The organism is Taibaiella soli (assembly GCF_003236175.1).
Taxonomy (GTDB): domain Bacteria; phylum Bacteroidota; class Bacteroidia; order Chitinophagales; family Chitinophagaceae; genus QKTW01.
Genome location: NZ_QKTW01000016.1, coordinates 267,833 through 293,967 on the forward strand (window position 1 = coordinate 267,833; position 26,135 = coordinate 293,967).

The 26,135-nt window shown below is 42.8% G+C and carries 22 protein-coding genes; 10 read left to right on the plus strand and 12 right to left on the minus strand.

The features are described from left to right. Positions 1-106: 106 nt before the first annotated feature. Together DN068_RS22265 and DN068_RS11170 are read right to left on the minus strand one after the other, a co-directional pair. Positions 107-265, minus strand: coding sequence for a hypothetical protein (locus DN068_RS22265; protein ID WP_207798910.1), 159 nt, complete (start codon positions 263-265; stop codon positions 107-109). Positions 266-374: 109 nt separating this feature from the next. Further along, a complete protein-coding gene (locus DN068_RS11170; protein ID WP_110998996.1) occupies positions 375-791 on the minus strand; it encodes a RidA family protein in 417 nt (138 codons plus the stop codon). A 115-nt stretch (positions 792-906) separates the two neighbouring features. Here DN068_RS11170 and DN068_RS11175 point away from each other — a divergent pair, with 115 nt between their 5' ends. Together DN068_RS11175 and DN068_RS11180 are read left to right on the plus strand one after the other, a co-directional pair. Next, positions 907-2,610 carry an acyl-CoA synthetase gene (locus DN068_RS11175; protein WP_110998997.1) on the plus strand — a complete coding sequence of 568 codons (1,704 nt, stop codon included), beginning with the start codon at positions 907-909 and terminating at the stop codon, positions 2,608-2,610. A gap of 227 nt (positions 2,611-2,837) precedes the next feature. After that, positions 2,838-3,356, plus strand: coding sequence for a hypothetical protein (locus DN068_RS11180; RefSeq protein ID WP_110998998.1), 519 nt, complete (start codon positions 2,838-2,840; stop codon positions 3,354-3,356). On the opposite strand, the gene mreD is transcribed toward DN068_RS11180, so the two are convergent. From mreD to DN068_RS11195, 3 genes are all read right to left on the minus strand, one after another. Further along, complete coding sequence (gene mreD, locus DN068_RS11185; RefSeq protein ID WP_110998999.1) at positions 3,353-3,901, minus strand: rod shape-determining protein MreD; 549 nt, start codon at positions 3,899-3,901, stop codon at positions 3,353-3,355. The genes DN068_RS11180 and mreD overlap by 4 nt on opposite strands. After that, positions 3,898-4,761 carry a rod shape-determining protein MreC gene (gene mreC, locus DN068_RS11190; protein ID WP_165836364.1) on the minus strand — a complete coding sequence of 288 codons (864 nt, stop codon included), beginning with the start codon at positions 4,759-4,761 and terminating at the stop codon, positions 3,898-3,900. The genes mreD and mreC overlap by 4 nt, the downstream gene beginning before the upstream one ends. A gap of 87 nt (positions 4,762-4,848) precedes the next feature. Beyond that, positions 4,849-5,871, minus strand: a complete 1,023-nt coding sequence (locus tag DN068_RS11195) for a rod shape-determining protein (protein WP_110999001.1) — start codon at positions 5,869-5,871, stop codon at positions 4,849-4,851. A 245-nt stretch (positions 5,872-6,116) separates the two neighbouring features. Between DN068_RS11195 and DN068_RS11200 the strand changes: the two genes are divergently transcribed. From DN068_RS11200 to DN068_RS11215, 4 genes are all read left to right on the plus strand, one after another. After that, positions 6,117-9,149 carry a glycoside hydrolase family 3 N-terminal domain-containing protein gene (locus DN068_RS11200; RefSeq protein WP_110999002.1) on the plus strand — a complete coding sequence of 1,011 codons (3,033 nt, stop codon included), beginning with the start codon at positions 6,117-6,119 and terminating at the stop codon, positions 9,147-9,149. Between the two features lie 175 nt (positions 9,150-9,324). Beyond that, positions 9,325-12,138: an outer membrane beta-barrel family protein gene (locus tag DN068_RS11205; RefSeq protein ID WP_110999003.1), complete on the plus strand. Its 2,814-nt coding sequence runs from the start codon at positions 9,325-9,327 to the stop codon at positions 12,136-12,138. Between the two features lie 10 nt (positions 12,139-12,148). After that, the gene (locus tag DN068_RS11210; RefSeq protein WP_165836365.1) at positions 12,149-12,886 is read left to right on the plus strand and encodes a GLPGLI family protein; all 738 of its coding nucleotides are present in this window, start codon (positions 12,149-12,151) and stop codon (positions 12,884-12,886) included. 152 nt (positions 12,887-13,038) lie between these two features. Next, the gene (locus tag DN068_RS11215; protein ID WP_165836366.1) at positions 13,039-14,268 is read left to right on the plus strand and encodes a glycosyltransferase family 39 protein; all 1,230 of its coding nucleotides are present in this window, start codon (positions 13,039-13,041) and stop codon (positions 14,266-14,268) included. Here DN068_RS11215 and DN068_RS11220 read toward each other — a convergent pair. The 3 genes from DN068_RS11220 to DN068_RS11230 all read right to left on the minus strand — a co-directional run bounded on the left by DN068_RS11220 (position 14,263) and on the right by DN068_RS11230 (position 17,874). Continuing rightward, positions 14,263-14,712: a GNAT family N-acetyltransferase gene (locus DN068_RS11220; RefSeq protein ID WP_110999006.1), complete on the minus strand. Its 450-nt coding sequence runs from the start codon at positions 14,710-14,712 to the stop codon at positions 14,263-14,265. The two genes, DN068_RS11215 and DN068_RS11220, sit on opposite strands and share 6 nt — an antisense overlap. A 231-nt stretch (positions 14,713-14,943) precedes the next feature. Further along, complete coding sequence (locus tag DN068_RS11225) at positions 14,944-17,136, minus strand: glutamine synthetase III family protein (RefSeq protein WP_110999007.1); 2,193 nt, start codon at positions 17,134-17,136, stop codon at positions 14,944-14,946. Between the two features lie 93 nt (positions 17,137-17,229). Further along, positions 17,230-17,874, minus strand: coding sequence for a 4'-phosphopantetheinyl transferase family protein (locus DN068_RS11230; RefSeq protein ID WP_110999008.1), 645 nt, complete (start codon positions 17,872-17,874; stop codon positions 17,230-17,232). Between the two features lie 876 nt (positions 17,875-18,750). Here DN068_RS11230 and dcd point away from each other — a divergent pair. Beyond that, complete coding sequence (dcd, locus tag DN068_RS11235) at positions 18,751-19,287, plus strand: dCTP deaminase (RefSeq protein WP_110999009.1); 537 nt, start codon at positions 18,751-18,753, stop codon at positions 19,285-19,287. A gap of 180 nt (positions 19,288-19,467) precedes the next feature. Here dcd and DN068_RS11240 read toward each other — a convergent pair whose 3' ends face one another. After that, positions 19,468-19,920, minus strand: a complete 453-nt coding sequence (locus tag DN068_RS11240; protein ID WP_110999010.1) for an LEA type 2 family protein — start codon at positions 19,918-19,920, stop codon at positions 19,468-19,470. A 279-nt stretch (positions 19,921-20,199) separates the two neighbouring features. Here DN068_RS11240 and DN068_RS11245 point away from each other — a divergent pair, with 279 nt between their 5' ends. Both DN068_RS11245 and DN068_RS11250 read left to right on the plus strand, forming a co-directional pair. Further along, the gene (locus tag DN068_RS11245; protein ID WP_110999011.1) at positions 20,200-21,129 is read left to right on the plus strand and encodes a T9SS type A sorting domain-containing protein; all 930 of its coding nucleotides are present in this window, start codon (positions 20,200-20,202) and stop codon (positions 21,127-21,129) included. Positions 21,130-21,135: 6 nt separating this feature from the next. Then, positions 21,136-22,605 carry an ArnT family glycosyltransferase gene (locus DN068_RS11250; protein WP_110999012.1) on the plus strand — a complete coding sequence of 490 codons (1,470 nt, stop codon included), beginning with the start codon at positions 21,136-21,138 and terminating at the stop codon, positions 22,603-22,605. 157 nt (positions 22,606-22,762) lie between these two features. Here the strand turns inward: DN068_RS11250 and DN068_RS11255 are convergent, their stop codons facing one another. From DN068_RS11255 to DN068_RS11265, 3 genes are all read right to left on the minus strand, one after another. Further along, positions 22,763-23,731 (minus strand): transketolase family protein, encoded by a 969-nt coding sequence (locus DN068_RS11255; protein WP_110999013.1) that lies wholly within the window; start codon positions 23,729-23,731, stop codon positions 22,763-22,765. Between the two features lie 107 nt (positions 23,732-23,838). Continuing rightward, positions 23,839-24,180, minus strand: coding sequence for a translation initiation factor (locus DN068_RS11260; RefSeq protein WP_110999072.1), 342 nt, complete (start codon positions 24,178-24,180; stop codon positions 23,839-23,841). Between the two features lie 334 nt (positions 24,181-24,514). Then, positions 24,515-25,375 (minus strand): glycosyltransferase, encoded by an 861-nt coding sequence (locus tag DN068_RS11265; protein ID WP_123985317.1) that lies wholly within the window; start codon positions 25,373-25,375, stop codon positions 24,515-24,517. A gap of 424 nt (positions 25,376-25,799) precedes the next feature. Between DN068_RS11265 and DN068_RS11270 the strand changes: the two genes are divergently transcribed. After that, positions 25,800-26,042, plus strand: a complete 243-nt coding sequence (locus DN068_RS11270) for a hypothetical protein (protein WP_110999015.1) — start codon at positions 25,800-25,802, stop codon at positions 26,040-26,042. Positions 26,043-26,135 lie beyond the last annotated feature (93 nt).

Sequence of the window (26,135 nt, forward strand, 5' to 3'; positions counted from 1 at the left end):
ATGGACTTAAAAAAGCCAAGACTAAGCGTGTAAGTGTGTCGAACCTGGCTTGTAAATGTTGTGAAAAAAAAGGTGGAATTAAAGTGCAGTGTTACCAACATTACTTTCATTTTTTAAGTGTTGCTTTGATGCCGTTGAAACGAACGGCTGTAGTAACATGCAGTCTATGCGGGCATAAAATACGCTGGAGGAGATTGGATATGCAATACAAATACACTTGCAGGCGGTTATTGCCATTACCACCGCTTTGGACGTTTTCCGGCATTTTTATTTTCCTGCTGATTATTGGTTTTTGCCTCGAAAAGTTGTTGTCAAAATATTAAACAAAAAAGGACGATGATTAATCATCGTCCTTCAAAATAGAATAGTGAAAATTATATAGTAGCGATACATTTCAGCTCAATCGCTATCGCTGATGGCAATGAATTTACACTCACTGTAGTACGGCAAGGTTGGTTCTCTTTGAAATACTCTGCATAAATGCGGTTGTAGATATGAAAATCACGTTTCATATCCACCAGAAATACCGTTACATCCACCAGTTTATCCCAGCTGCTGCCGCTTTCTTCCAATACAGTGCGCACATTTTTAAATACGCTATGGCATTGTGCTTCAAAATCAAATTCTGTGAACTGACCATGTTTGTCCAGCTTCAGACCAGGAATTTCGTCGGTGCCTGGTATGCGCGGACCAATGCCGGAAAGAAACAGCAGATTGCCCACTTTACGTGCATGCGGATACAAGCCCATCGGTTTGGGTGCTTTATCAGTAGAGATCAATTCAGAAGCCATATAATTACGTTTGTTGCAAATTTAGTTTTCCGCCTCAAAAAATTACCATTTTAGCAACAGAAAACAACGGCAGCGTTTGCTTAACTTTAAGTAACACGCAGAAAACAGTAGAGTTATGTCATTTAGAGAATCTTTTACTGCCATTATTGAGGCGATCGAAGCAAGACACTATGATACCTTAAATAGTTTTTCTTACGAAGTTCCGGAACAGTTTAACTGGGTAAGAGACGTATTTGAGTCGGTTCATCTTCCAAAACATTCAGGAAAACCGATGCTGGAATTAGTAAAAGAGGATCAGGGAACGATAACGCTGACTTATGACGATGCAGCCAGAAGATGCAATCAGCTGCTCAATTACATGCGGGCTAATCTTGTGGAGAAAGGGGATGTTGTATTTGTGATGTGCGGACTTGATGAATCGCTTTGGGTGAGTTATCTGAGCATTATTAAAGGTGGTTTTGTAATGATACCTGCGGCCGGCATTTTAAGTGAAGACGACATCGCTTATCGTTTTGAAAAAGCCAATCCGAAGGCCATTATTACCGACAAGGAGAATTTTCCGAAAATAGAGAAGGCACTAGCAAAATATGGAAAGGATGTTCCAGTGAAAATCCTGCTCGATGTTAGTCATCCCGGCTGGCAGAATATTTCTGTAATCGACACAGGTTCTACTATAGCCGAGGCGGCAGATACCCGTGCAGATGATATACTGTTTTGGTTTTTTACTTCTGGTACTACAGGATTTCCAAAAGTAGTGGCGCACACCCATAGCAGCTATCTGCTGGGGCATTTGAGCACAGCTGCATGGATTGGGCTAAAACCTGAAGACAAGCATTATAATATTTCACAACCCGGATGGGCCAAATTTGCCTGGAGTTGTTTTTTTGCACCTTTAAATGTCGGCGCTACCATTTTCTGTTATCGTCAGCGGGATCGTTTTGTGGCTAGTGAACATCTGAAGGCGATACAGACACATAAAATAACAACACTCTGCGCGCCACCAACAGCGCTGAGATTGTTGATACAAGAAGATCTGACAGCATATGATTTTTCTGGTTTGCGTGAATGCGTGAGTGCCGGTGAACCGTTGAATCCGGAAGTCATGGAAGCCTGGAAAAGCGGCACAGGTTTATTGCTGCGTGATGGTTATGGTCAGACGGAAAGTACTTGTATGGTATACAATTTGCCCGGAGATAAAATCAAGTTTGGGTCAATGGGCAGGCCTTCTTTTTTGTATGATATTGTAATAGCTGATGATGAAGGCAATGAAATGCCGCTGCATGAAGAGGGACAAATAGCAGTACGAATGCACGAAGGAAAATTCAATGGCATTTTTAAAGAATACGTGGGTGATCTGGCGAAACGGGCAGAAGTGTTCAAACATGGACTGTATTATACGGGAGATAAGGCGTATAAAGATGAGGACGGTTATGTCTGGTTTGTGGGTCGTAATGATGATGTGATTAAATCCTCAGATTACCGCGTGGGTCCATTTGAAGTGGAAAGTGTACTACTGGAAGCCGGGCATATTCTGGAATCGGCTGTAGTGGGAAGTCCACATCCTATAAAAGGTTATGAGATCAAAGCGTTTGTTGTGTTGAAGGCGGGCGTCGAGAAAACAGAAGAATTGGCCCACGAGATATTTCGTTATTGTCGTCAGCATATGGCGCCATACAAAACGCCGCGTATTATTGAATTTGTGGATGAGCTGCCGAAAACCATTAGCGGAAAGATAAAAAGAGTAGAGCTGCGTGCGCTCGAAGCCTATAAAAAGGCAGCAGGCGAGCATGGACAACACGAGTATCATATGCACAAGTAGGCAAACGTGAAACGTCAAATGTCAAGATGTTGTATAAAAACACGGTGCTTGACCTTTCACGTTTGACCAAGCGTGTTAAACGTCAATCCATGAAGTGATTTGCTCGAGGCAGCAGCCGAAAGTCAAGATATTGTTTAGAAACAAGGGTATTTGACCTTTCATGTTTGACATTTGACAAATTTGGTGGCATTGGTTTTTTATCTATATATTTATAAAAACCAAATGTCATGAAAGCTGTAATATTATGCTGCATAGCCATATTATTTGCCGGAGTTGCTACTTGGGCTCAAACCCTCAAACCATCTACACAGCTGGCACTTGACACCGGAAACCGGTATTATTATCAGAAGAGTTTTCCAGAAGAAGGAAAAGAGAAAAAAGCACTTTATCAGAAAGGGAAAACTTGGGTTAACACCAATCTGGACCCGTCCGATAATTATTTTATGGTCGATGATGCAGGTAATGATAGCATTCGTACCATGGCTTATATTACCATTGACGATCTTCCCGAAGTGCAGAATCAGGTAATCAGTTTTAAAGTGCTTTTGCGGTTTTACAACGGTTCAGTTGATATGATCGCAACAGGCTTCTGGTATTCGGCCATGAATAAAACAAATGGCGATCAGATAGACCAGCCGTTGGGGCATCTTAAAGGGTTAAACCCGGCCACGCAAGGCAGCGTTATTTTTGCAGTAGATAAGAAATTCAGAATAATGATACAGAGGCTGCAGCATGCGCTGGATTAAGCGGAACGCTGCACTGCCTGTTTGGTAAACAATAGCAGATACACCACGATAAACAGCAGCGAAGTAATAGCCGATGCAACAATCTTGAGTAAGAGATAAGCGATGTTATTAACGCTCCAAAGCTCTACCAGGAAGAAGACGGTGTGATGTATTAAAATCAGAAAGCCGCAATAAACAAGGAACGGTACCCAGCCCATATTTTTTACATTCGGAGACTGGCCAGGGTATTCCGAAAGGTGCTTTGGCATCAATGCTGCCAGTACATTGGTGCGTAAATAAGCGATCAGTACTGTAGCCATGGCGTGCATGCCCGCAGTAGAGTTAAATGTATCAACTGTAAGACCGGTAACCAGGCCTAGTATAAGCATGAGCCAAACAGGTGTTTCGATTGGCAATAGCAAAATAAACAAAGGATAAACGTACGGAACAAACACAGGAAATCCGGCTGGGTTTGACCACCAGCGCAGATTAATCTTATTCAGGATAAGTTCCTGGATAAGAATGATAAGACAAAAACGCAATAGATTTTTTACGTAGTCGCTCATTTGTTTTTTCCTTTTGTAGAGTCTTCCAATTGCGTGCGCTCGCCGCTCATTTTATTCTCAATCACGTATACATACTGCAGGTTCCGGAAATTGGTAGCAGGACGGATAGATAATTGCTGTGTGTTGTCTTTTTTCAGGATCTCCTTCTTAAATACCGTACCGATCAGGATATTGGCCGGCAGGTATTGAGAATATCCTGTTGTATAAACAGAGTCGTTGTTTTTTACTTTAATCTCCTGTGCGATACCTTTCATCAGCAGCACATCTGGCCGTTCGCCTTCCCAGTTAACGACGCTGAAGGTGGTTCCTTCTTTTAGTTTCGCACTTACCGGTTGTTTTACGTTCAGCATGCTCAGTACTGTTGCAAAATGTTTGGAAACATTTTCAACCCGGCCAACGAGGCCATTACTGGAAATAACGGTCATGTTTTTCTCTATACCATCTTCACTGCCGCGGGCAATGGTTAGATAGTTGTTGGCAGACGTGACGGAGTTATTGATGACCCTTGCCGTGCGGTAATGGTATTCTGCGAAATGCAGCACATGCGTAGAATCACTGAAATTGAGCGGAAGGCTTGTTTTCCCGTCTTTCGCGGTGTCTACAGCCGAATAGGCGGCCAGTTCAGAGCGAAGGCGCGCATTTTCATTCAGCAGGCTGTCGTTCATCTGGCGAAGGCCGAAATAATAAACGAGATCATTCTGCTTGTTATAGAAATATCCCGAAACACTGTTTGCTGAATTCATCAGTTCATTTCCCTGCAATGTTTTAGTGCGGGCAATGAGCACAATACATACGATCTCTAACCCCAGAAAGAAGATGAGGTTAAAAAATCTGCGTATGAACAGGATAAACGTGCGCACTGGGGAAATGAAGTTGGATGGATTGGAATATAAAGTGCGCTACCGGAGTTTTTAGTTTGGAAGGAAATTCCGGTAGCGCAAAAGATTTTATTTCATCAGGAAAGGCATTTTGACAACATTTTTCAGTGCCATGCCAGTGCCGCGCACTACAGCACGCAGCGGATCGTCTGCTACATGAACCGGCAGCTTGATCTTATGGGAAATGCGGCGGTCGAGACCACGCAGCAGTGCACCACCACCTGTGAGGTACAAACCGCGACGGTAAATATCGGCAGCCAGTTCCGGCGGAGTACTTTCCAGCGCTTTCAGGATCGCTTCTTCAATTTTGAAGATCGATTTATCCAGTGCTTCAGCAACTTCCTGGTAAGATACCATGATCTGTTTTGGAATACCTGTTACCAGGTCACGTCCGTTTACAGCGATATCATCTGGTGGATTGTCGAGGTCTTTCAGTGCAGACCCAACGTGTATTTTGATTTGTTCTGCAGTACGCTCACCAATCATCAGACTGTGATAGCGGCGCATTGCTTCCATAATGTCGGCAGTAAATTCATCACCTGCGATACGGATAGATTGGTCACAAACGATACCGGCGAGCGCGATTACAGAGATACCGGTAGTACCACCACCGATGTCGATGATCATGTTGCCGGTCGGTTCTTCTACGTCGATACCGATACCGAGTGCAGCAGCCATTGGTTCGTGAATCATGTAGACCTCTTTTGCGCCTGCTTGTTCGGCAGAGTCACGCACCGCGCGTTTTTCTACCTCAGTGATGCTGGAAGGAATACAGATAACCATGCGCCAGCTTGGTGGAAACAATGGTTTTTTGGGATACACAAGCTTGATCATTTCACGGAGCATCCCTTCAGCCGCATTAAAGTCTGCGATTACACCGTCTTTCAAAGGGCGAATCGTTTTCAGATTTTCGTGCGTTTTTTCGTGCATCATCATGGCCTTTTTACCAACAGCCACAATTTTATTGGAAGTACGGTCGATCGCTACAATAGATGGCTCGTCTACAACTACCTGGTCGTTATGAATTATAAGAGTATTGGCGGTGCCTAAATCAATGGCAATTTCCTGAGTTAAAAAGTTAAACAAGCCCATAAAAAAATCAAGACAGCTGCATTATTGAATAATAATGGCAAAGTTGCGAAAAAATCAATCTGTTTTATACGAAGTTTGGTTTTTTTTGCGAAGTTTCAACAAGCTTTTTTAAAAAAGCTGGCATTGCTTTTGCACTATGCTTCGAATGTAGCCGAAAATCTACATAGAGCGATAATTTTCATGCAACAAGAACGTCTTTTTTTGGCGTTTAGGCATTACACTTCATTACCATTATTTTTGTTCTTATGACTATCCGGAAACCGTTTGCTGCTTTACTGGCAGGACTTTTTATATGCTTTTTTTCTGCAGGCGCCAAAGGGCGAAATTCGTCGGTGCCCAAAACTAACTATCGGACAAAGTGGGTAGACAGCATCTACAATAATCTGAACAGGCAGGAACGGATCGGGCAGCTGTTTATGGTGGCGGCATATTCCGGCGGAAAAAACATGAATGATACGCTCATTTCACGTCTTGTTTCAACTCATCAGATCGGCGGATTGATATTCATGCAGGGCGGTCCTGGGCGGCAGGCCGTTTTAACCAATAAGTACCAGCAGATGGCTCAGGTGCCGTTGATGATTGGAATGGACGCTGAGTGGGGGCTTGGCATGCGTCTGGATAGCGTAATGAGCTTTCCGAAACAAATGATGCTGGGCGCGGCCAATGATACGGCTTTGATGTATAAAATGGGCATGGCCGTTGCATACCAATGCAAACGTCTTGGCGTGCATGTAGACTTTGCTCCGGATGTGGACGTAAACAACAATCCGGCGAATCCGGTGATCAATATGCGGTCGTTCGGCGAAGACAAAACCCGGGTGGCGAAAATGGGTATCGCTTACATGCGTGGTTTGCAGGACAATGGTGTAATGGCTTGCGCGAAGCACTTTCCGGGCCATGGTGACACAGATGTAGACTCGCACAAAGATTTGCCAACGGTCAATAAATCATTGGAACAGCTGGATACGCTCGAATTATATCCGTTCAAAGCATTGATTAAAGCGGGTGTACAAAGTGTAATGGTTGCACACTTATCTATTCCGGCATTGGAAACAGAGCCAAATATTCCGACGACGCTTTCTTATAACACGATTACAAACTTGCTGAAAAACAAGATGGGCTTTAACGGGCTCGTATTTACCGATGCGTTGAACATGCAGGGCGTTGCTAAATGGTTTCCTTCAGGCGAAATAGATTTGCGTGCCTATCTGGCCGGCAACGATGTGTTGCTTTTTTCGCAGGATGTACCAACAGCTATTCAAAAAATTGACAGTGCCATCAATGACGGACGCATCAATGAAAAAGATCTGGAACAACGCGTGAAAAAGATTCTGGCGGCTAAATACGATGCGGGACTTGCCAAATGGACTCCAATTTCGACCGTTAATATCGTCAACGACATCAATCAGTTTACGGCTCCGCTGCGCAAGCAAATTGCGACAACCGCTGCAACGTTGGTTCGTGATAATGATGCGACTATTGGAAAAATTGCCGCTCGTAACCTGCATGTCGGTTACATTGGCGTTAATGCAACAAGCAGCCAGCTGGCTGAAATCATGGGCGATGCACAACGGAATATGGCTACCAACTGGCTGCCGAAAACAAGTACTAATCTGCAGGCGAAAAAGCTGTTGGATACCATCGCAACTAATGATGTGACGATTGTAGCGATTCATAATCTGAATATTTATCCGGCAAATAATTATGGTCTGGATGCACAACAGGTCTCATTTCTGCAACAATTACAAGGCAAAAAAGATGTGATGATTGTGCTGATGGGTAACGCGTATGTGATGCAAAACTTCTGCAGTGCACCGAATGTACTGATCGCTTATGATGATGATACGCTCACGCAGCAATCAATTGCGCGGGTATTGCTCAATGAAGTAAAACCGAAAGGTATTTTACCTGTTTCGCCTTGCAATGTGATTCAACCGAAACTGGATACTACGGTTAATATGGGTACCGGTATGTCGCCCGCAATGGAGATGCCTCTCATTCCAGCAGTACCATATCAGCTAAGAAAAGTAACCAGTCCGGGTGATGCTGGGGTGGTCAATCTTGAGGCGCTGGATAAGCTGAACCGGTTTATTCAAAACAGCATTGTGAGTGGTGCATTTCCGGGCTGCCGGATTATTGCCGCCAAAGATGGAATGGTATTTTACAATGAATCGTTTGGTTATTATACGTATGATAAAAAGCAGCCGGTCGACAATAAAACAATTTACGATGTCGCTTCCGTGACGAAAGTGCTGTCGACAACGCTTGCTGTAATGCGCCTCTACGAGGATGGAAAGTTAGATCTGAACAAAACTATTGGCGATTATCTGCCGCAGGCAAATGGAACCGATAAAGCGAAATTGAAAATTGAAGATTTGTTGATGCATCAGGCCGGATTGAAGAGCTGGATTCCGTTTTATAAAGAAACGCTGGACAGTGCCGGAAATTTGCGAGCAGACCTTTACAGAACAAAATCAAACGATACATTCGACACTCAGGTAGCCAATAATCTTTTTATCCGCAACGATTATAAAGACACCATCTGGAACCGTATTTACACCACGCCGCTGGAGAATAAAAGCCGTTATGTTTACAGCGATCTTGACTTTTATTTTCTTGCAGCCATCGTAGAAAAGATCAGTGGAACTACAATTGACAAGTATGTGCAAACACAGTTCTACAAGCCTCTTGGATTGAAATCAATCATGTATCAGCCAATGGAAAAGTTTGATTCTACCCAAATAGCGCCAACAGAATATGATGTGTTTTTCCGTCATCAGCTGGTGCATGGTTATGTCCATGATCAAGGTGCAGCGTTGCTTGGTGGCGTAGCGGGACATGCGGGCATTTTTGCTACCGCAAATGATGTGGCTGTTGTTTTTCAGATGTTGCTCAATTACGGTTCTTACAAAAACAAACAGTATTTTAAAAAGGAAACCATTGAGAAATTCATCGCGTACAATTCCCGTCTGAGCCGCCGTGGTTTCGGTTTTGATAAACCACAGCCAGATCGTGATGACGCTGGTCCGACAGGGAATCGCTGCAGTGGATATGCATTCGGTCATCAGGGTTTTACAGGTACCTGCGTGTGGGCTGATCCCGCAACAGGTGTAGTGTTCGTGTTCTTGTCGAACCGTGTATATCCTTCTGCAGAAAACAATGAAATCAATAAACTCAGCGTTCGTACGGTAGCACAAGATTATATTTATGAAGCACTTGGTATTCCGGTAAATCATAATCGTCCGGAAGTGAAAAAGAAACAAATGGCAGGAAAGTAACTTGCAGATAACCCAAGTCGACAATAGTAGGCCAAGCAACACTCTAAAGTGTTGCTTTTCTTTTTGTTTTGAAAATTCCCCCAAACATTCCCCCCGGATTTTGCAGATCAAAATTTGGGGTTTAAAACAATAAAAGGATTTTTGTCATCGTTTCGTAAACATTAAATCCCTGACTATGCACAACTATCGTAACCCTTTGCTGGTCTTCATTTTGCTGGTTCTTCCTTTTTTGAGCAAAGCACAATCGCATGCATTTTCCATTAGTGGAAGTGTTGCAGATACGTTTAATAATGCACAGCTACCGCATGCCTCCGTTACGTTGCTGCGCGCAGAAGACTCAGTGCTCGCCACTTTTACAAGAACCAATGAGCAGGGACAATTTTCCCTACATCCATCAAAGGGTGGCAAGTTTATCTTGATGATCAGCTTTCCTGGATTTGCAGACTACATTGATATCGTAAAACTTAACGAAAAGAATTCCGTAGACATGGGAATTGTGCCGATGGTTTCTAAAACCCACCTGCTGCAGGAGATCGTAGTTAAACAGCAAATTGCCGCGATCAAAGTAAAAGGGGATACTACGGAGTACATGGCTGATAGTTTCAAGGTAAAGGAGAATGCTACTGTAGAAGATCTTTTGAAAAAATTGCCCGGTATTCAGGTTGATAAAAACGGACAAGTAACGGCACAAGGCGAGCAGGTTGCAAAGATTCTGGTTGATGGTGAAGAGTTCTTTTCCGACGATCCGGCGGTAGTGACAAAAGGGCTGCAAGCCAATGCTGTGGAGCGGGTGCAGGTTTTTGACAAGAAAAGCGATCAGGCAGAATTTACGGGAATAGATGATGGTCAGAAGACCAAAACAATCAATTTGCAGCTAAAAGAAGACAAGAAAAAAGGGTATTTCGGAAAGCTGAATGCAGGCGGCGGAACAGACCAGTATTATGAAAATCAGGGGATGCTCAACGCATTTAAAGGCAAGCGACAGATATCTGCATTTGGCATTATTTCCAACACAGATAAAGTAGGCCTTGGCTGGCAAGACCGTCAGAAATATGGTGCCGATAACAATACAATTACCGGTGTAAACGAAGACGGCGGCATCTATACGTCCTTTACTTCCGATGATGATTTCACCAGCTGGGACGGAAATTACGGGGGACAAGGCTTACCGAAAGTATGGACAGGTGGTATTCACTTTGCAGATAAATGGGGTAAAGATGATGCTTACCATACTACAGGAAACTATCGCTACGCGAAACAAAATCTCGAAGTAGAAGGAAATACAACGACAGAATACACGATTCCGGAATCCAGATATTTTACGAATGAGCACAGTAATAAATTCAGCAGCGGCCAGCGTCATGAAGCAGATGGAATGTTTGAATGGAAAATTGATACCACTTCTTCACTAAAAGTAACAGTGAATGGAGGTTATCGTGAAACGCAGACCAGCACTGATTATCAGACGCAGGCAATAAGCAATGATGCAGATACAAGCTACAATTCGCATCGCACGTTGACCAGTAATGCCAACTCCAAAAACTTCGATGCAACAATGTTGTATCGAAAGAAATTTGCGAAGAAAGGTCGCACCTTGTCGATAAACTTCAATGAGAATTATCGTGAGAACGCCAGCGACGGATTTTTGAATTCATTCACGCATTACTACGCTACAGGCCGCGACAGTGCTATCGATCAGCATAAAGTAAACAACTCTGCTAACCTTGTGTTTAAAGGGAAAGCGACTTATACGGAGCCGATTTCTAAAGTGACATTCCTGGAGTTGAATTATTCGGTCGGCGTCAATAATAGTAATGCAACGAAGAGCTCTTATGATAAGCAGCCATCCGGGGACTATACCGATAGCCTGAACCCAATGTATAGCAGCGATTACATGTACAATATCCTGCAAAACAGTGGTGGTGCTTCCTTTCGCTTTGTGTATAAGAAAGTGAATTTTGCTTTTGGCGGTGATATGTCGAATACTGCGTATAAGCAGAAGAACCTAAGTACGGATACGCTCTATCATCGCAGCTATGAATACAGCTACAACAACTTTTTTCCGAGAATTAATTTCAATTACAAACCGAATAAACAATCCTCGGTAAACCTGAACTATTACGGAAGCAGCAAACAGCCTACGATCGATCAGATTCAGCCGCTGCGCGACAATACTGATCCCCTTAATGTGCCGATCGGTAATCCTGGCCTTACACAGCAATTCAATCACACAGTGGCCGCGCGCTATAATTTTTACAAAGTGATGAATGGTGAATATCTCTGGTCGAATGCTTCTTATACCTATATCAACAACGCCATCAGCCGCGCGGACAATGTAAATCCGGATGGAACACGTTCTTATCAATATATCAACGTGCAGGGTAACTATAACGGTTATCTGTATCTGGGCTACAATGTGAAAGTAAAAGCAGTGAGGATCGGTGCCCGTATCAATACGAACGTGAATCGAAGCAAAACCTTTGTAAATGGTGTAGAGAACATTAGCAACAATAATGGATACGGTATCGATTTTGATTTTAACTATGATATCGAAAACAAACTTTCCATCTATTTCACGCCGGGCGTAGGTTACAGCGATAATAAATCAACAATCAGTACTTACACTACCAGTTATTGGTACACAGGAAATGACCTGACGGTTACTTATCAGTTACCAAAGAAAATAGAATTGGGAACGTACATCTCCTGGTACATGCGTCAGCGTACGCCCGGTTTTGAAGAAAACACAAGCGTTGTACGCTGGAATGCTTACATCAGCAAAAAGCTTCTAAAGAAGGATCAACTGGAAATACGTGCTTCTGTATTTGATATCCTGAATCAGAATATGGGAATCAACCGTTATGCGCAGAACAACTATGTAACGCAGACGAACTTCAATACAATACGCCGCTACGGCTTGTTTAGTGTGATCTGGAATTTTTCGCACACACCGATGAGTGCACCGCAAAACAATGATTCAAACAAATAAATCAACAGCTATGAACCGTTTCTTTTTTTATATCATTTTATGTTCTCTGCCATTAATGGCAAATGCGCAATACACAAGCCAGGGCACTATTGAGTTTGAGCGTAAGATAAATGTGCACCGCCAATTTCAGGATGAAGAGAATGAGTGGTTTGAGCGGGTAAAATCACAGGTTCCCAAATTTAATATCAGCTCTTTTGTGCTGTACTTTAATCAGCAGCAAACCAAATACAAGCTGGCTAAGGAATTGGACGACCCGGCGAAAATGTTTGGCGGTTATCCTGCTGCTGAAAATGAGGTGCTGACCGATTTTGCGACACATCGCGTTACCGCCGCGAAAAAAATTTACGAGAAAAATTTTCTGGTAGAAGACAGTATGCGGGTAATTGAATGGAAAATTACTGACGAAATACGGACCATCGCCAATTACAAATGCCGCAAAGCTGTGGGTAAGATTTGTGATTCTGTTTATGTAGTAGCTTTTTATACTGATGATATCATAGTAAGTGGTGGACCGGAAATGTTTAGTGGCCTGCCAGGTATGATACTGGAACTTGCGGTTCCGCGTCTTTATACAACATGGGTAGCAACTAAAGTGACAGTGGATCCGCCTCCTGTAAATGAATTTGGTGCACCGAAGCCGCCTAAGGCCAAAAAAGTTAATCAAAAAGAGCTCACGGAAGCACTCAAAACCGGCTTTAGCGACTGGGGTAAAAGTGCTGCGCGGTTTTATTGGTGGAGTGAGTTGTAATCGCTAGTGGTTGATGTCTGATCGGCGGACCGCAATAAACGGTCGGATGACTTAAAGTCGTCCGACCGTTTTTGTATATAGCATACTACTGCTGAAGTTTTATCTTGCAACGGATAAAAACGAAACCTGCGCGGTATAAAATGGAAAAAAGTATGACAGCAAAACGATTGAATATTTGGTGTGCAAGCTGCGCTTTGATCGTTTTATTTACAATGATCTTTTTTTCGCCCAACCAGTATATTTCAGATGAGCCGTTCTATATAAATAATCTTGCACTGTTTGGCAATCTGGGTCTTGGAAAGGACTTCCTGTTGCACATGACGCATCAGTCGCCGGGTCCCCTGTACCAAGTGGTTTTGGCGAGCTTCGGTACTTTATGTCCAGTTACACCGGTAAGCATGCGCTTTTTAAACGGATTGCTTTTTTTATTGCTTACAGGTATCACCTATTTGTTTTTTAAAAACCGGAAAGAAGAAGATCCGGCAGGTGCAGCTTTAATCCTTCTTTCGGTTCCGCCGTTATGGGGACTAGCTGGAGTAGGGCTTTCAGAGCTGCCGGCGATGATGTTTTTCAGCCTGGGGCTGTTCTTGTTTTATAAATCAATCAGCAAGGAAAGTAACGGTTTTGCCAGTTATCTACTGGCACTATTAGGAGGGTTTTGTATCAGTCTGGCAATTATGGGGCGCGCGCAATTTTTAATGTTGCTCGTGACCACGCCACTGCTGTTTCTGGTAAAGGGGAAATTCAAAGAGATCATTTTATTTCTGGTAGCTGCAGCAGCGATCCCTTTATATGTTTTTGGATTGTGGAAGGGGCTTATGCCGCCTGCTGCGCAACACATTCAACGAGGCACAGTTTATATGCATGGATTTCTTGCATTAGGTTATCTAGCCATTATTACATTGATCATTTGTCACAGATGGCTTTTATTGCCGCGCCGGTTTTATTATCTGGGCATAGTGCTCACTGTGTGTGCCTGTGTCGTCAACATATTGGGGCATTTTATAGCTTATGAACCACTGCAGACTGTTGTTCACCGGTTGCAGATCAGTGAACTCATGCCGGGCTATAAGTACGTAGCGCCAGGCATGATTGTTGGAGCGGGTTCGTTCTTTCTTATTGCATCTTGCTATAGAATATGGGAAAATCGCAGCGATATCTGGTTTGTTTTCTTTTTCCTTACAGGCCTGGCTTTGGTAGCAACATCCATTAAAATTACCTGGGTATTTTCGAGCCGCTATGTAGCGCAGGCGATCCCCGTTTTGTTGATTCCTTATGCGCGTTATATCTCCAATAATTATATTTCCTGGCTGTTGCGTATCGCCGGTATCGCGTTTGGTATTGCAGGGTTATGGAGTTACTATCACTACAGAATTTTATAGTTTTTTTTCAAAGCAGATACTGTCGGCAACGTCCGCATATTGACCATAATTTGGAATGACTGTATATCCGTTTTTGTGATAAAGCGCTACCGCTTCAAATTGTTTTTCGCCGGTTTCCAGAACACATTTTGCGTAGCCCAGTTCTTTTGCCCAGAGTTCCAATTCCCGCAACACGGCTGATGCAATGCCTTTGCCTCTTTGCGTTGATTGCACAAACATTCTTTTTACTTCCATTGTGTCAGATGCATATTCTTTAATCGCTCCACAGCCCACCGCTATTTCGCCGTCGTAAGCGACAATCACATGCTTAATGGCGTCAAGCGTATTAAACTGCGTAAAGAAAGCCTGCGCTTCGCCGTTGCGAATGCTCAAATCCGCATCCAGCGCAACTATTAGCCAGCGAAAATCTTCATTTGCCGCGTTTGTTCTGGTGTATTGAATCATTTTCTTTGAGTATTAAGTAAGGCCTCTTCTAGTTCCTCCGAAGGAGGAGAACTTCCAGAGCGAGATTGCACCATGCGATTTCACCACGTTGAGCACTCACAATTGACAACTCGCCACTCACTCCTTCCACTCAGCTCACGGCGACATCAGCGATCAAAAATCAGCGATCAGCCATGTAAAAAAAAGGCCAGTCCTGGAAAGGACTGGCATACCTCTGAGTAGAAATTGCGTTTAGCGCAAAAACAGCAGTTCGCGATATTTTGGCAGTGGCCAAAGTTTATCATCCACGATCAGTTCCAGTTTATCAGCGTGGTAACGGATCTTGTCGAAATATGGTTTCACATCGTTGCAGTAGAGGGCTGCACGTTTGTGCGTGTCCGCTACATTGTTGGCACGTTTACGCGCTTCAATCATAGCTTCTACGTTATCGTTGATGTTTTGAATATGACCGCTTGCAACTTTAAGCAGATTCAATTGTGCTTTGTAAGTGCTTTCGTCCAGACCGAGATCTTTTAGACCTTTTACATTTTCAAGCAGTACATTCTGATAGTTGATTGCTGCAGGCAAAATGTGGTTGGTAGCGATATAGCCCAGGATTCTCGCTTCGATCTGTACCTTCTTCACATAGTCTTCCAGCATGATTTCGTGGCGTGCTTCCAGTTCACGTTCGCTGTAGATGCCGTTGTTGAAGAATACTTTCTTAGCGTTTTCTGTTAAGAATGAATCCAGCGCTTCAGGCGTAGTTTTGAAGTTGTTCAGACCGCGGCGTTTTGCTTCTTCAGCCCATTCGTCGCTATAGTTATCACCTTCAAAACGGATGTTTTTAGAATCAGTGATATACTTGCGCAGGATGTGCATGATAGCGATTTCTTTCTTCTCGCCTTTTTCGATCAGTGCGTCTACTTCTTTTTTGAATTGTTTCAGTGTGTCTGCAACGATTGTGTTCAGCACAGTCATCGGAGAGCCACAGTTGGCAGTTGAACCAACCGCACGGAATTCAAATTTATTACCAGTGAATGCAAATGGAGAAGTACGGTTGCGATCCGTGTTGTCCATCAGCAATTCCGGGATTTGTTTATGGATATCCAGTTTCAGGATTACTTCATCCTGCTCGCTGAATTTATCTTTTACGCGCTCTTCGATTTCGTCGAGCACTTGAGAAAGATAAGTACCGATATAAACAGAGATGATTGCCGGAGGCGCTTCGTTTGCACCCAGACGGTGGTCATTGCTTGCAGAAGCAATAGCAGCACGCATCAGATCTGCATAATCATGAACCGCTTTGATCGTGTTGATGAAGAAAGTGAGGAACATGAGGTTGGTACGAGGCGTTTTGCCAGGAGCCAACAGGTTTACACCAGTATCTGTAGCCAGACTCCAGTTATTGTGTTTACCGCTACCGTTTACACCAGCAAATGGTTTTTCGTGCAGCAATACTTTCAGCTTGTGGCGTTTTGCAACACGTGCCATAACGTCCATCAGCAAAGAGTTGTGGTCAACAGCGATGTTTACTTCTTCGAAGATTGGCGCACATTCAAACTGGCCGGGAGCTACTTCGTTGTGACGTGTACGTAGCGGAATACCCAGTTTGTATGACTCTTGTTCGAAATCCTGCATGAATGCAAATACACGCTCAGGGATTGCGCCGAAGTAGTGGTCTTCCAGCTGTTGCCCTTTTGCAGGAGCATGGCCCACCAGTGTACGACCGCACATTACGAGGTCAGGACGAGCGTTCGCGAGATTTTCATCGATCACGAAATACTCTTGTTCCCAGCCCAGTGTTGCTGTTACTTTAGTTACGTTTTTATCGAAATAGTTGCAAACGTCTACAGCTGCTTTATCCAGTGCAGCGATAGATTTCAGCAAAGGCGCTTTATAATCAAGCGATTCGCCGTTGTATGCAATAAAGATGGTAGGAATGCAGAGTGTTTTGCCATGGCCGGTTTCCATGATGAAAGCCGGAGATGACGGATCCCATGCCGTGTAGCCGCGAGCCTCGAAAGTCGCACGGATACCACCGTTCGGGAAGCTGGATGCATCTGGTTCCTGTTGGATCAGCGCGTCACCGTCAAACAGTTCGATTGCGGTGCCGTCGCTTTTTATAGTAAAGAAAGAATCGTGTTTTTCTGCTGTAGTGCCTGTCAGCGGCTGGAACCAATGCGAAAAGTGAGTAACACCACGCTCTTCTGCCCACGCCTTCATGCCTGCTGCAATCTGGTCGGCCATTTTGCGATCAATCTTATTGCCACTTTTTACAGAAGCCATCAGGCTTTTGTAGGCTTCATCACTCAGATATTCGCGGATCGTACGTCCTGTGAAAACGTTACTGCTGAAAATCGCGGTGATTTTTTTGCCGTTATAGTGGCCAATCTTTTTTTCTTCAGAGCTTAACTCTTGCAAAGCTGGAAAACGCAAAGATGACATAAATATTAAATTTTACGCAAAACTAAAGGAAAAAGGTGTTTCACTCCAAAAAAATGATAAAATTGGATGAATAATAACAAATAAATTAAATCATCAAGTGATTGATAGGTTGAAATTCTCTGTGGTATTATGAACAATTGACAGTGCAAATGATTCATTTATAAAGCCTTCTAAGTTTAAAAGCCATTTTGGATTTGTCAATTCAAGATTTATTGTAATGTGTGTTTTCTCATTTTCATTTCCCCAGGATAGAATGGGGAGATGGTCGATGAATTCTACGCCTCGTTTTCCCTGCCATTTATAGGCTGCTTCTTTAGCGCACCAAGCCAATGTGGTCAGTTGGGAATCGTTTTGTGTGAATTGTTGCTCTTGCTCCGAAAGGTATTTATGCTGCAGTTTCAATATCCTGGGATGGTAACATTGGATATCAATGCCGGCTTCGGCATAAGGACTTACAACTGCTGCCACATATGGGAACGAATGAGAAATGGAAAAGAAATAGTTGTTGTTAGGTATCCGTGGTTTGTCAGACGCATCCGGTGCAATGTCCAGCAGCGGAAAATCGTTTTTCAGATGTTTCAGTAAAAATCGTCCTGCCTGGCGTTCCATCCGCCTTTTGTCGTTCTTAATGTCCGAAACAATACCAATCTGTTCGGTGAAAAATGATTCTGGCTCGTCAATTTTCCAGATGGCGGCAAGACTAAAAGGGTCACTTTCCCATTCCTTTATCAACGGCATAGGCAAAAGTAAAGAAGAGCGCAGACTCTGAACGCATTTAGGTGGTGGTTCCTAAAAGAAAGATTCCGATAGAATATCGGAATCTCACGAAATATTGCCAGTGGTAAAATATACTACAGATGGCCTGTAACAGAAATACCAAGGATAGATGTAACTAAAGACAGAATCACAGTGATGCTCATGGTTTATATTTTGACTTTGATTTAGCCTACTCTTTTTCTCGGGTTTTCGGCAATCCCCGCTACAATTTGGTTGATCATGGCGCAGCATGATGATCTGAAGCTGTTTATTGAACTACAGACCGAGCAGACCCAGGATAGTTTGAAGCAGTTGCGTGATGATTGACATCGTAAAGCTCTTTAGTTGTTATTGCCTACTCTAAGGTTTTCGGCGAATCCCTTTTCTCCGGTCATTTCTTCGGAATGACCTTTTAGAATCTTTCTGGTTACAGACCGAGCAGTGCCAGAATAGACTGCAACAGTTGAGTGATGATACCCATTGTTTTTGCTGTTTGTTGGTGAACGCCTACTCTGTTAATGGTTTTCGGCAATCCCATGGTTATACCCTATGAAGCAAAAATAAATGACCCGCCTGCCTGGAACAATAGAAAAAGTACTATAAAACAATGATTATCAATACGTATTTTCTATTGTAGAACTTGATTGGGGGCGATGAAAAAATTCATTGTACACCAGAATAAGACGTGGATTTTCAGTGAAATGTAAACGAGTTGTTAATGAGTGGCGCTTTGAGAAAATCTATAATGTGCGTTCGTGCGTGAGCTGATTTAGTAAAAAGATAAAAATTCGGCCATTTGGGAGCAAGAGCTACAATCGCGCCAAAGCAATTTTTATATTTGCACTTTCTCTTAGCAATATGATCCTTTCTGATAAACGCATCCTCGAAGAAATAGAAAAAGGCAGCATCGTAATAGAGCCTTATCATCGCAAATATCTTGGCAGCAACTCTTATGATGTGCACCTTGGTAAGCATCTTGCGGTGTACGAAGACAAAGAGCTGGATGCGCGCAAACACAATAAAGTACGCCATTTCGAAATTCCGGAAGAAGGGTATGTGCTGCAGCCTGGCGTTTTATATCTCGGCGTCACTGAAGAATATACGGAAACGCATAACCATGTTCCTTTCTTGGAAGGCAAATCCTCTACGGGCCGTTTGGGTATCGATATTCACGCAACTGCCGGCAAAGGTGATGTGGGCTTCTGCAATACCTGGACATTGGAAATCTCTTGCGTGCATCCGGTTCGCATTTACGCAGGTATGCCGATTGGTCAGCTGATCTATTTTCCGGTTGATGGCGAAGTTGAAAACAAATACAACACCAAGCAAAATGCGAAGTATACGGAGCGCACCATTCGCCCGGTAGAAAGCATGATGTGGAAGAATGAATTTTAATAAAGACGAAAAGAGCCGAAAGGCTCTTTTTTTGTGAGTGGTGAGTAGTCAGTTGTGAGTCATAGTGCGCGGCTCCATTACGAGGTTTTTCGCCCTTTGATACCTCGCTCGTTATGCCTCTTCCGGGAGAGCCGTATTTTTTACGTTTTATAAAACGCACAACTCACCATTGACCGCTCACTATTTCAGTTGAATTTTCTCCTTCGTAATACAATCGACCGGCACGCGGATGAAAACGCCGGCTTTGCCCACCTTTACATAGCCTTTTAGATGAATGGTAACATCAGATGATTGCAGAAACTGAAATGAATTTTGCAATAGACTGCCCATGCTCAATGTCACGGAAACCGGAACTGAAAATGTATCCAGCTTCGGGATGTCTGTAGTCGTTTCAATATTCGCCTTGCCCAGATATTTATCGTTCATAAACACGTCAATATCGCCGCCCTTGGCTTTCAATCCGTATTTGTTGGGATTGTAATAAACCACATTCAGCCCAACGGAAGATTCTTTAAATCCAAGCTTACTTAGGTGAACGTTATTGATTTGTTGGTAAACTAGATCTTTGGGCTTGGAGCAAGAGGAAAGAAAAAGTAGCGCAACGATGTGTATGAAAAATGATTGTTTGAACATGACCGCAAAATTAAGACAAGGCTGAAAAGTCCGGTTGTGTTCTGTCTCGTAAGCCAAATTTAAGATTAGCAATTATGCATCTTGTATTTGATTATTCATTTCGCATATCACAAAAGTTCAAGACTTTTTAGTGAGATGCCTCCATTCTGTGTGTTCTGCACGATAGTGTTGGTAGCGACTAAAGACAAAAATACAATTACTTACAAAAAAATATATGCATAAAAAGTAAATTTGGTACGATTGTTGGTATTGGTTTTCAGGCCATTAATCAACAATTTAATGAAAACTGGGTTTTTCAAAAGCATGTTGTTTGCGTTTTTAACTTTTTCATTTAATGAATCAGTTATTGCGCAGTGTAGATTAGATTATTCCAATTATCAGTTAGTTTTTGAAGAGAATTTTGACAATATCTCCTCGATAAATCAGCTTGCTGGCAGATCGATGTTTCGTCATGACGAACCTGGATGGGGATGGGGCGACGTTCGCAATGCAAATGGGACATACCAGAGCTATGGAGAGTATTATGATCAGAGCCAGGTGTCAATACAACCAGGTGGTATTTGGAGCCATTCTTGGCTGCCATATACGTATAGCAGTCCAACTTTGGGATATGCAAATGGAGATTTGGCCAAAAGCTCTCTCGACTGGGGCAATTCAATTCAGCGGGTTTGTTATGCAGGGTTCGATGGTCGAATACAATGTTTCACCAGATATGGTACCTCGTGGGCGCATGCGTGGATAGACGACTATTGGAATACGGATGAATATTCTTCTTTTAACAGTAATCAGAACTCAAACACAAGTGCGTCAGTAAAATTCGGTTTTGACGCCGGAGATCGGAGTAAGTTCTACACCAGAAAAGACAATCATCTAGCATACTTCAAGTATGAAAATTGTGAGGTGTTAAATCCTGTAAATAATAGCTGGCGTAGTTTAAATAGACTAGGTATAGTACAGGCAGCACTAGAGACGGAAAAAATTGATATCTATCCTAATCCCGCCAATGACATTTTACATATTCGCGGGCTTAAGAATTCAGGCTCCTTTAAAGAGATAAAGATATTTAATGTTTCTGGAAGCCTTGTTTCGCAAATTACCTCAAGAGATGATGAGCCCGCGGTCAGTCTGGAGAAACTAAGTCCTGGCATATATGTCATGGAAGTGGATTATAACGGAGGAAAACACCATTTCAAATTTTCAAAACAATAAGCCAGAATGAGATTATCAATGGCGAGTTGTTTGAAAAAAAATTGGGAGATAGTTGTCATTTCGTTCATAGGTTTTGTTTTAAGGATTTACATAACACATTTAGACCCGTTCCTACACGATTGGGATGAACGTTTTCATGCTTTGGTGGCTAAGAACATGATGAAGTATCCTTTGAAACCTATGCTGAATGCAACTCCTGTAGCGGATTATGATCCAAACATGTGGTGCTGTAATAGCGTTTGGCTGCATAAGCAGCCACTATTTATGTGGCAGATGGCATTAAGTATGAAAATTTTTGGGGTCTCCGAATACACTATACGTTATCCTAGCGCGTTGTTTGGTTTCTTGATAATTCTTTTGACTTACCGAATTTCAATATTGCTTACTGAAAATAAGCAGATAGCAATAATAGCCTCACTCCTCGTGTGCTTTTCCAATTATCAATTAGAGCTTATTTCTGGTCGTATTGGGATGGACCATAACGATATGTCTTTTTGCTTTTACACGCTGGCAAGTATTTGGGCGTATATGGAGTATCTGAAAAAGAACAAATGGTATTGGGTGCTATTAATTGGAATATTTTCAGGGTGTGCGGTATTGAACAAATGGCTCACTGGACTTTTAGTTTATTCTGCCTGGGGAATTGACGTTCTTATCCAGTTTTACAAAAGCAAAAGTTGGAAAACGTTGATTCCTATTCTTTGTTCAACGATGACATGTTGTATGGTTTTTCTTCCGTGGCAGTTCTTTATCCTTTACAAGTATCCGGAAATAGCCAGGTATGAGTATGCATATAATTCAAAACATATTACCGAAGTGGTCGAAGCCCATTCCGGAAGTATATTTTTCTATGTAAGGAACTTTCATCTTTATTTTGGCGGTTATATCTGGACACTGGGGCTCATTGGACTTTTTTTACTGGCACGAACAAAGTGGGATTTCAAGATAAAATATTCGCTAGTGTTATACACGGTAATAACTTTCGCGTTTTTCTCGTTCGTTGTAAAAAGCAAACTTCCAACATACTTTTTTGTAGTGGCACCCATAATCAACATATTTATGGCGGTCGGTATTCTCTATTTCGTTAGGCTGTTTGGCAACAAATTTGTTTCGTTTCTTGCAGTCTCTTGTTGTCTGTTTCTTGTGCTGAATCCCAGAGATCTATATCGTTATAGGAGAACCAATACGGAGCAGTTAATCAAGAACTATAACACCAACATTTATAAGCATCTTAATGAGGTTCTTCCCAAGGGAACGAAAGTCATTATTAACGTGAACGCATTTGAACACACTGAGGTAATGTTTTACAATGATGGTATCACAGCGTATCATTGGTGGTTAAGCAATGACGATATTGACAGGTTAAGCAAAACACACACGAGAATAGCAGCGTTTGAAAATCATGGAAATTATGTGTTGCCAGATTACATCGTCAGGTATCCGTATTTAGATATTATTCCAATAAAGTTGAGATAGGTAGTAAGTAGATGAAATTTATCTTGGTATGGAAAGGCGATAGCTTGAATGATTTTTAGCGGGCAAACAACTTGGCAGGTACAGTTCAAAACATCTCAAACTTTAAACAAAACAGGCGACTCAATGAGTCGCCTGTTTCAATATTAGTATACTAAGATTATTTACCTTTTCTCGCAATTGCTTTTTCTGCAGCAGCAATGATATTTTCTTTAGTCAGACCATATTTTTTCAGCAGGTCTGTTGGTTTTCCGCTTTCGCCAAAAGTATCCATTACCGCAACATATTCGTGAGGAACCGGACATTCGCGGGCGGCAACGTTTGCGATGCTATCACCGAGACCGCCATTGATCTGATGTTCTTCTGCAGTTACAACAGCGCCTGTTTTTTTGATTGATTTCAGTACAGCTTCTTCATCCAGTGGTTTGATGGTATGAATATTGATCAGCTCAACGGAAATGCCTTTTGCATCCAGTTCTTTTGCCGCTTCTACAGCAATCCAAACGAGGTGACCACAAGCGAAGATTGTTACGTCAGAACCTTCAGCCAGAACCTGTGCTTTACCGATTTTGAAATCGCTGCCGTCTTCAGCGGTAAAGTTTGGCCATTTCGGACGACCGAAACGCAGATACACCGGGCCATGATGCTCAGCAATTGCCATTGTTGCTGCTTTAGTCTGGTTGTAATCGCAAGGAACAATTACCGTCATACCTGGCAGCATTTTCATCATGCCAATATCTTCGAGTACCTGGTGTGTAGCACCGTCTTCACCCAATGTAAGGCCAGCATGCGACGCACAGATTTTTACATTCTTGTCGCTATAAGCAACAGACTGGCGGATCTGATCGTAAACGCGGCTGGTAGAGAAGTTTGCGAAAGTTGTAGTGAACGGAATTTTACCACCGATAGTCATACCTGCAGCAACACCGATCATATTAGCTTCGGCAATACCACATTGTACAAAACGTTCAGGAAACTCCTTAATGAAGGCGTTCAGTTTCAAAGATCCTGCGAGGTCGGCAGTAAGTGCCACCACATTCGGATTCTTACGGCCTGCTTCCAAAATACCGTCGCCAAATCCGGCGCGGGTTTCTTTTTCATTTAATGGCTTAATATCCTGAATAGACATATGTGAGTATTGTAAAAGTTGCGCAAAAGTAAGACAATATTATTTGCTATTGAAGATCGAATTTGCTCGCGCCAGGAGTTCTTCTGCTTTGGAGGAGCCGAGAAGGCTTATTTAGTCTGTGAATAACCCCATTCTTTCAGCCAACCCAGGATTTTTGCCCTATAATCGCCCTGAATGATAATGAAGCCGTCTTTTACACTGCCGCCGGTACCACATTTGGTTTTCAATTGTTTGCCCAGTGCGTCCAGATCTTCCGCCGTCCCAACAAACCCATCGACGAGCGTTACTACTTTGCCGGCGCGCTGTTTGGTGTCCAGCTTTACTCTCAGTTTCTGTTTTTCTTTCGGTAGTGTCTCGGCAGCGGTATTTTCTTCTTCGTAATCGTTATAAAAATCCTGGTTGGTAGAATAAACCAGTCCATCTGTCCGACCTTGATGTTTTTTTGACATAATTCTAGGGATTTTGATGTAAAGATGTGCAATTTCTCCATTCCGGAGCACAAAAATGCCGCCGGTAGACACCAGGCGGCGCTCATTTGGTTAATAAACCTTTGCAGGTTATCATTTATCGGCAAAAAGCAGAATAATATTAATTGATTCGTTTGTTCAGACCGGAGAACAGCAAAAGGTTTGTTTAAAAATCGTTCCCACAGTAAATGAAAATAACGGCGCTAACTCTATCATGAATTTAAGCATATTTATCCGTATTTGTCGTTAAAATGTAATTTTTTTGGAATGGGAAAAACAGCAGCAGATATTCCACAAATGCCGCCCGGTCGGATTTTTACAGGCGATGAAGCCAGGTATCGAGCACAACTCGGTATTGAGTGAAATCGCGTATTGAAAAACGCGCGTCAAATCGGAAGTTTTGGGTTTGTAAAAGGCATTTCTTTAAATCGAAATCATTCTGGGTTGAGTGAAGAAACTGCCCGGAGCGAAATAACTCTTTGGCGAGATATTCCTGTTCTGTCTGGCCTGGCGTGGGAATGAGCACTGCTTTTTTTCCGAGTGCGGCAATGTCCATCAAAGAAGAATATCCGCTTCTGCAAATTACCAGCGAAGCTTTTTCCAGCAGTGGTTGCAAATCTCTTTGTGAAAGTCTGCCGAAATACTGCACATGTGCCGGAATCTCTTTGGGTTTGGCTGCTGCATCAGAACCTGCTATAAAAATGACCGGTTGCGAAATCTGATCTAATTGTTCCCAGATTTTTTCAGCAAGCATACTTCGCTGTGGTTCAGGACCCGAAAGCAGGATTAAAATATGTGCCTCGCTGGTTTGAAATGGTGGCTCAAACTGCGACAGTAATCCAAGGTAGCGGACGTTCGCGGGCAATGATTTTGGATGACCAAGGCTGCCACTGAGGTTTGCGGTCTTATTTACGTCAGGAATCCAGCATTCTGAAAACCGGTTCAGGAAACGGTAATGTTGTGGTCGTAAAAGCGAATCCACTGCATTTCCGAGACCTGTTTGGACCTGCAATTGATGTGTTATAATGACGCTTGGGATGGTTTCATGGAAAAGCCCGTAACGATTGTCTGAAATAATGCCGTCGAAATGATGAATTTTCGCCTGCTCCTGCAGCCATTGGTGTTCTTTGTTGACCGTTTGGAGGATACGAGGCACTTGTTTCAGCAGTTTGGTCATAAATGCTGCGGGGTGGCGTGAATAGGAAACGTTATAGCCCTCCAGCGACAATGAGGGAATAGAAGGAAAATATTCCGTTAAAAATTTAACTTGGCTATTATTGCCAGCGATAGTAACGCAGTGGCCGAGACTCCTTAAATACTTGATTAGCGGAACACATCGGGTAGTGTGCCCAAGGCCCCAATCAAGCGGTGCAACGAGAATTTGTTTGCTATGCGGAGTGATCAAATATCCTTATTTTTACAACAAAAGTAGCAGATTAATAATGCGGAATAAGACAAGCAAAATAGTTGTTTTTTTAATGAGCGTATTAATGGCTGGAATGATGCTTGAAGGGTGCAGCAGCAGCAAGAATTGCGGTTGTGGTACTGATCTCAACAAAGTTTACAAGCCGGTTAAGCAACATCGCTAAAATTGACTTTTTATGTGGCAGGACCGTGGAAAAGTTTGGATGCATTATCTCAATGATATTATTGCTGCAGATCTTTATTCTGCAGTGTTCCTTTCGTCTTATATGCGCCATTCGGTCATTACGCGCCACTACGTAAATTTTCTGGAGGTAATTGACCTGCAGAAATATAAAGTGATCCGGAAGTTTCCCAAAGTGAAGGCGGCGATTAAAGACCGCAGTAATATTCCGTTTGTATTTGTAATTGGTAAAAACTAATTCTTTGCGATAATTGTAGAGACGTTGTATGCAACGTCTCGGGTTATGCATGTAAATTAGAGCGTAGCATCCTGCGTCTCTACAAAAAAATTT

Bases quoted from the DNA above. Each gene is read 5' to 3' on its own strand.
- DN068_RS22265 (WP_207798910.1), bottom strand. From the start codon at position 265: ATGCCGGAAAACGTCCAAAGCGGTGGTAATGGCAATAACCGCCTGCAA.
- DN068_RS11170 (WP_110998996.1), bottom strand. From the start codon at position 791: ATGGCTTCTGAATTGATCTCTACTGATAAAGCACCCAAACCGATGGGC.
- DN068_RS11175 (WP_110998997.1), top strand. From the start codon at position 907: ATGTCATTTAGAGAATCTTTTACTGCCATTATTGAGGCGATCGAAGCA.
- DN068_RS11180 (WP_110998998.1), top strand. From the start codon at position 2,838: ATGAAAGCTGTAATATTATGCTGCATAGCCATATTATTTGCCGGAGTT.
- mreD (WP_110998999.1), bottom strand. From the start codon at position 3,901: ATGAGCGACTACGTAAAAAATCTATTGCGTTTTTGTCTTATCATTCTT.
- DN068_RS11195 (WP_110999001.1), bottom strand. From the start codon at position 5,871: ATGGGCTTGTTTAACTTTTTAACTCAGGAAATTGCCATTGATTTAGGC.
- DN068_RS11200 (WP_110999002.1), top strand. From the start codon at position 6,117: ATGACTATCCGGAAACCGTTTGCTGCTTTACTGGCAGGACTTTTTATA.
- DN068_RS11205 (WP_110999003.1), top strand. From the start codon at position 9,325: ATGCACAACTATCGTAACCCTTTGCTGGTCTTCATTTTGCTGGTTCTT.
- DN068_RS11210 (WP_165836365.1), top strand. From the start codon at position 12,149: ATGAACCGTTTCTTTTTTTATATCATTTTATGTTCTCTGCCATTAATG.
- DN068_RS11215 (WP_165836366.1), top strand. From the start codon at position 13,039: ATGACAGCAAAACGATTGAATATTTGGTGTGCAAGCTGCGCTTTGATC.
- DN068_RS11220 (WP_110999006.1), bottom strand. From the start codon at position 14,712: ATGATTCAATACACCAGAACAAACGCGGCAAATGAAGATTTTCGCTGG.
- DN068_RS11225 (WP_110999007.1), bottom strand. From the start codon at position 17,136: ATGTCATCTTTGCGTTTTCCAGCTTTGCAAGAGTTAAGCTCTGAAGAA.
- DN068_RS11230 (WP_110999008.1), bottom strand. From the start codon at position 17,874: ATGCCGTTGATAAAGGAATGGGAAAGTGACCCTTTTAGTCTTGCCGCC.
- dcd (WP_110999009.1), top strand. From the start codon at position 18,751: ATGATCCTTTCTGATAAACGCATCCTCGAAGAAATAGAAAAAGGCAGC.
- DN068_RS11240 (WP_110999010.1), bottom strand. From the start codon at position 19,920: ATGTTCAAACAATCATTTTTCATACACATCGTTGCGCTACTTTTTCTT.
- DN068_RS11245 (WP_110999011.1), top strand. From the start codon at position 20,200: ATGAAAACTGGGTTTTTCAAAAGCATGTTGTTTGCGTTTTTAACTTTT.
- DN068_RS11250 (WP_110999012.1), top strand. From the start codon at position 21,136: ATGAGATTATCAATGGCGAGTTGTTTGAAAAAAAATTGGGAGATAGTT.
- DN068_RS11255 (WP_110999013.1), bottom strand. From the start codon at position 23,731: ATGTCTATTCAGGATATTAAGCCATTAAATGAAAAAGAAACCCGCGCC.
- DN068_RS11260 (WP_110999072.1), bottom strand. From the start codon at position 24,180: ATGTCAAAAAAACATCAAGGTCGGACAGATGGACTGGTTTATTCTACC.
- DN068_RS11265 (WP_123985317.1), bottom strand. From the start codon at position 25,375: ATGACCAAACTGCTGAAACAAGTGCCTCGTATCCTCCAAACGGTCAAC.
- DN068_RS11270 (WP_110999015.1), top strand. From the start codon at position 25,800: ATGTGGCAGGACCGTGGAAAAGTTTGGATGCATTATCTCAATGATATT.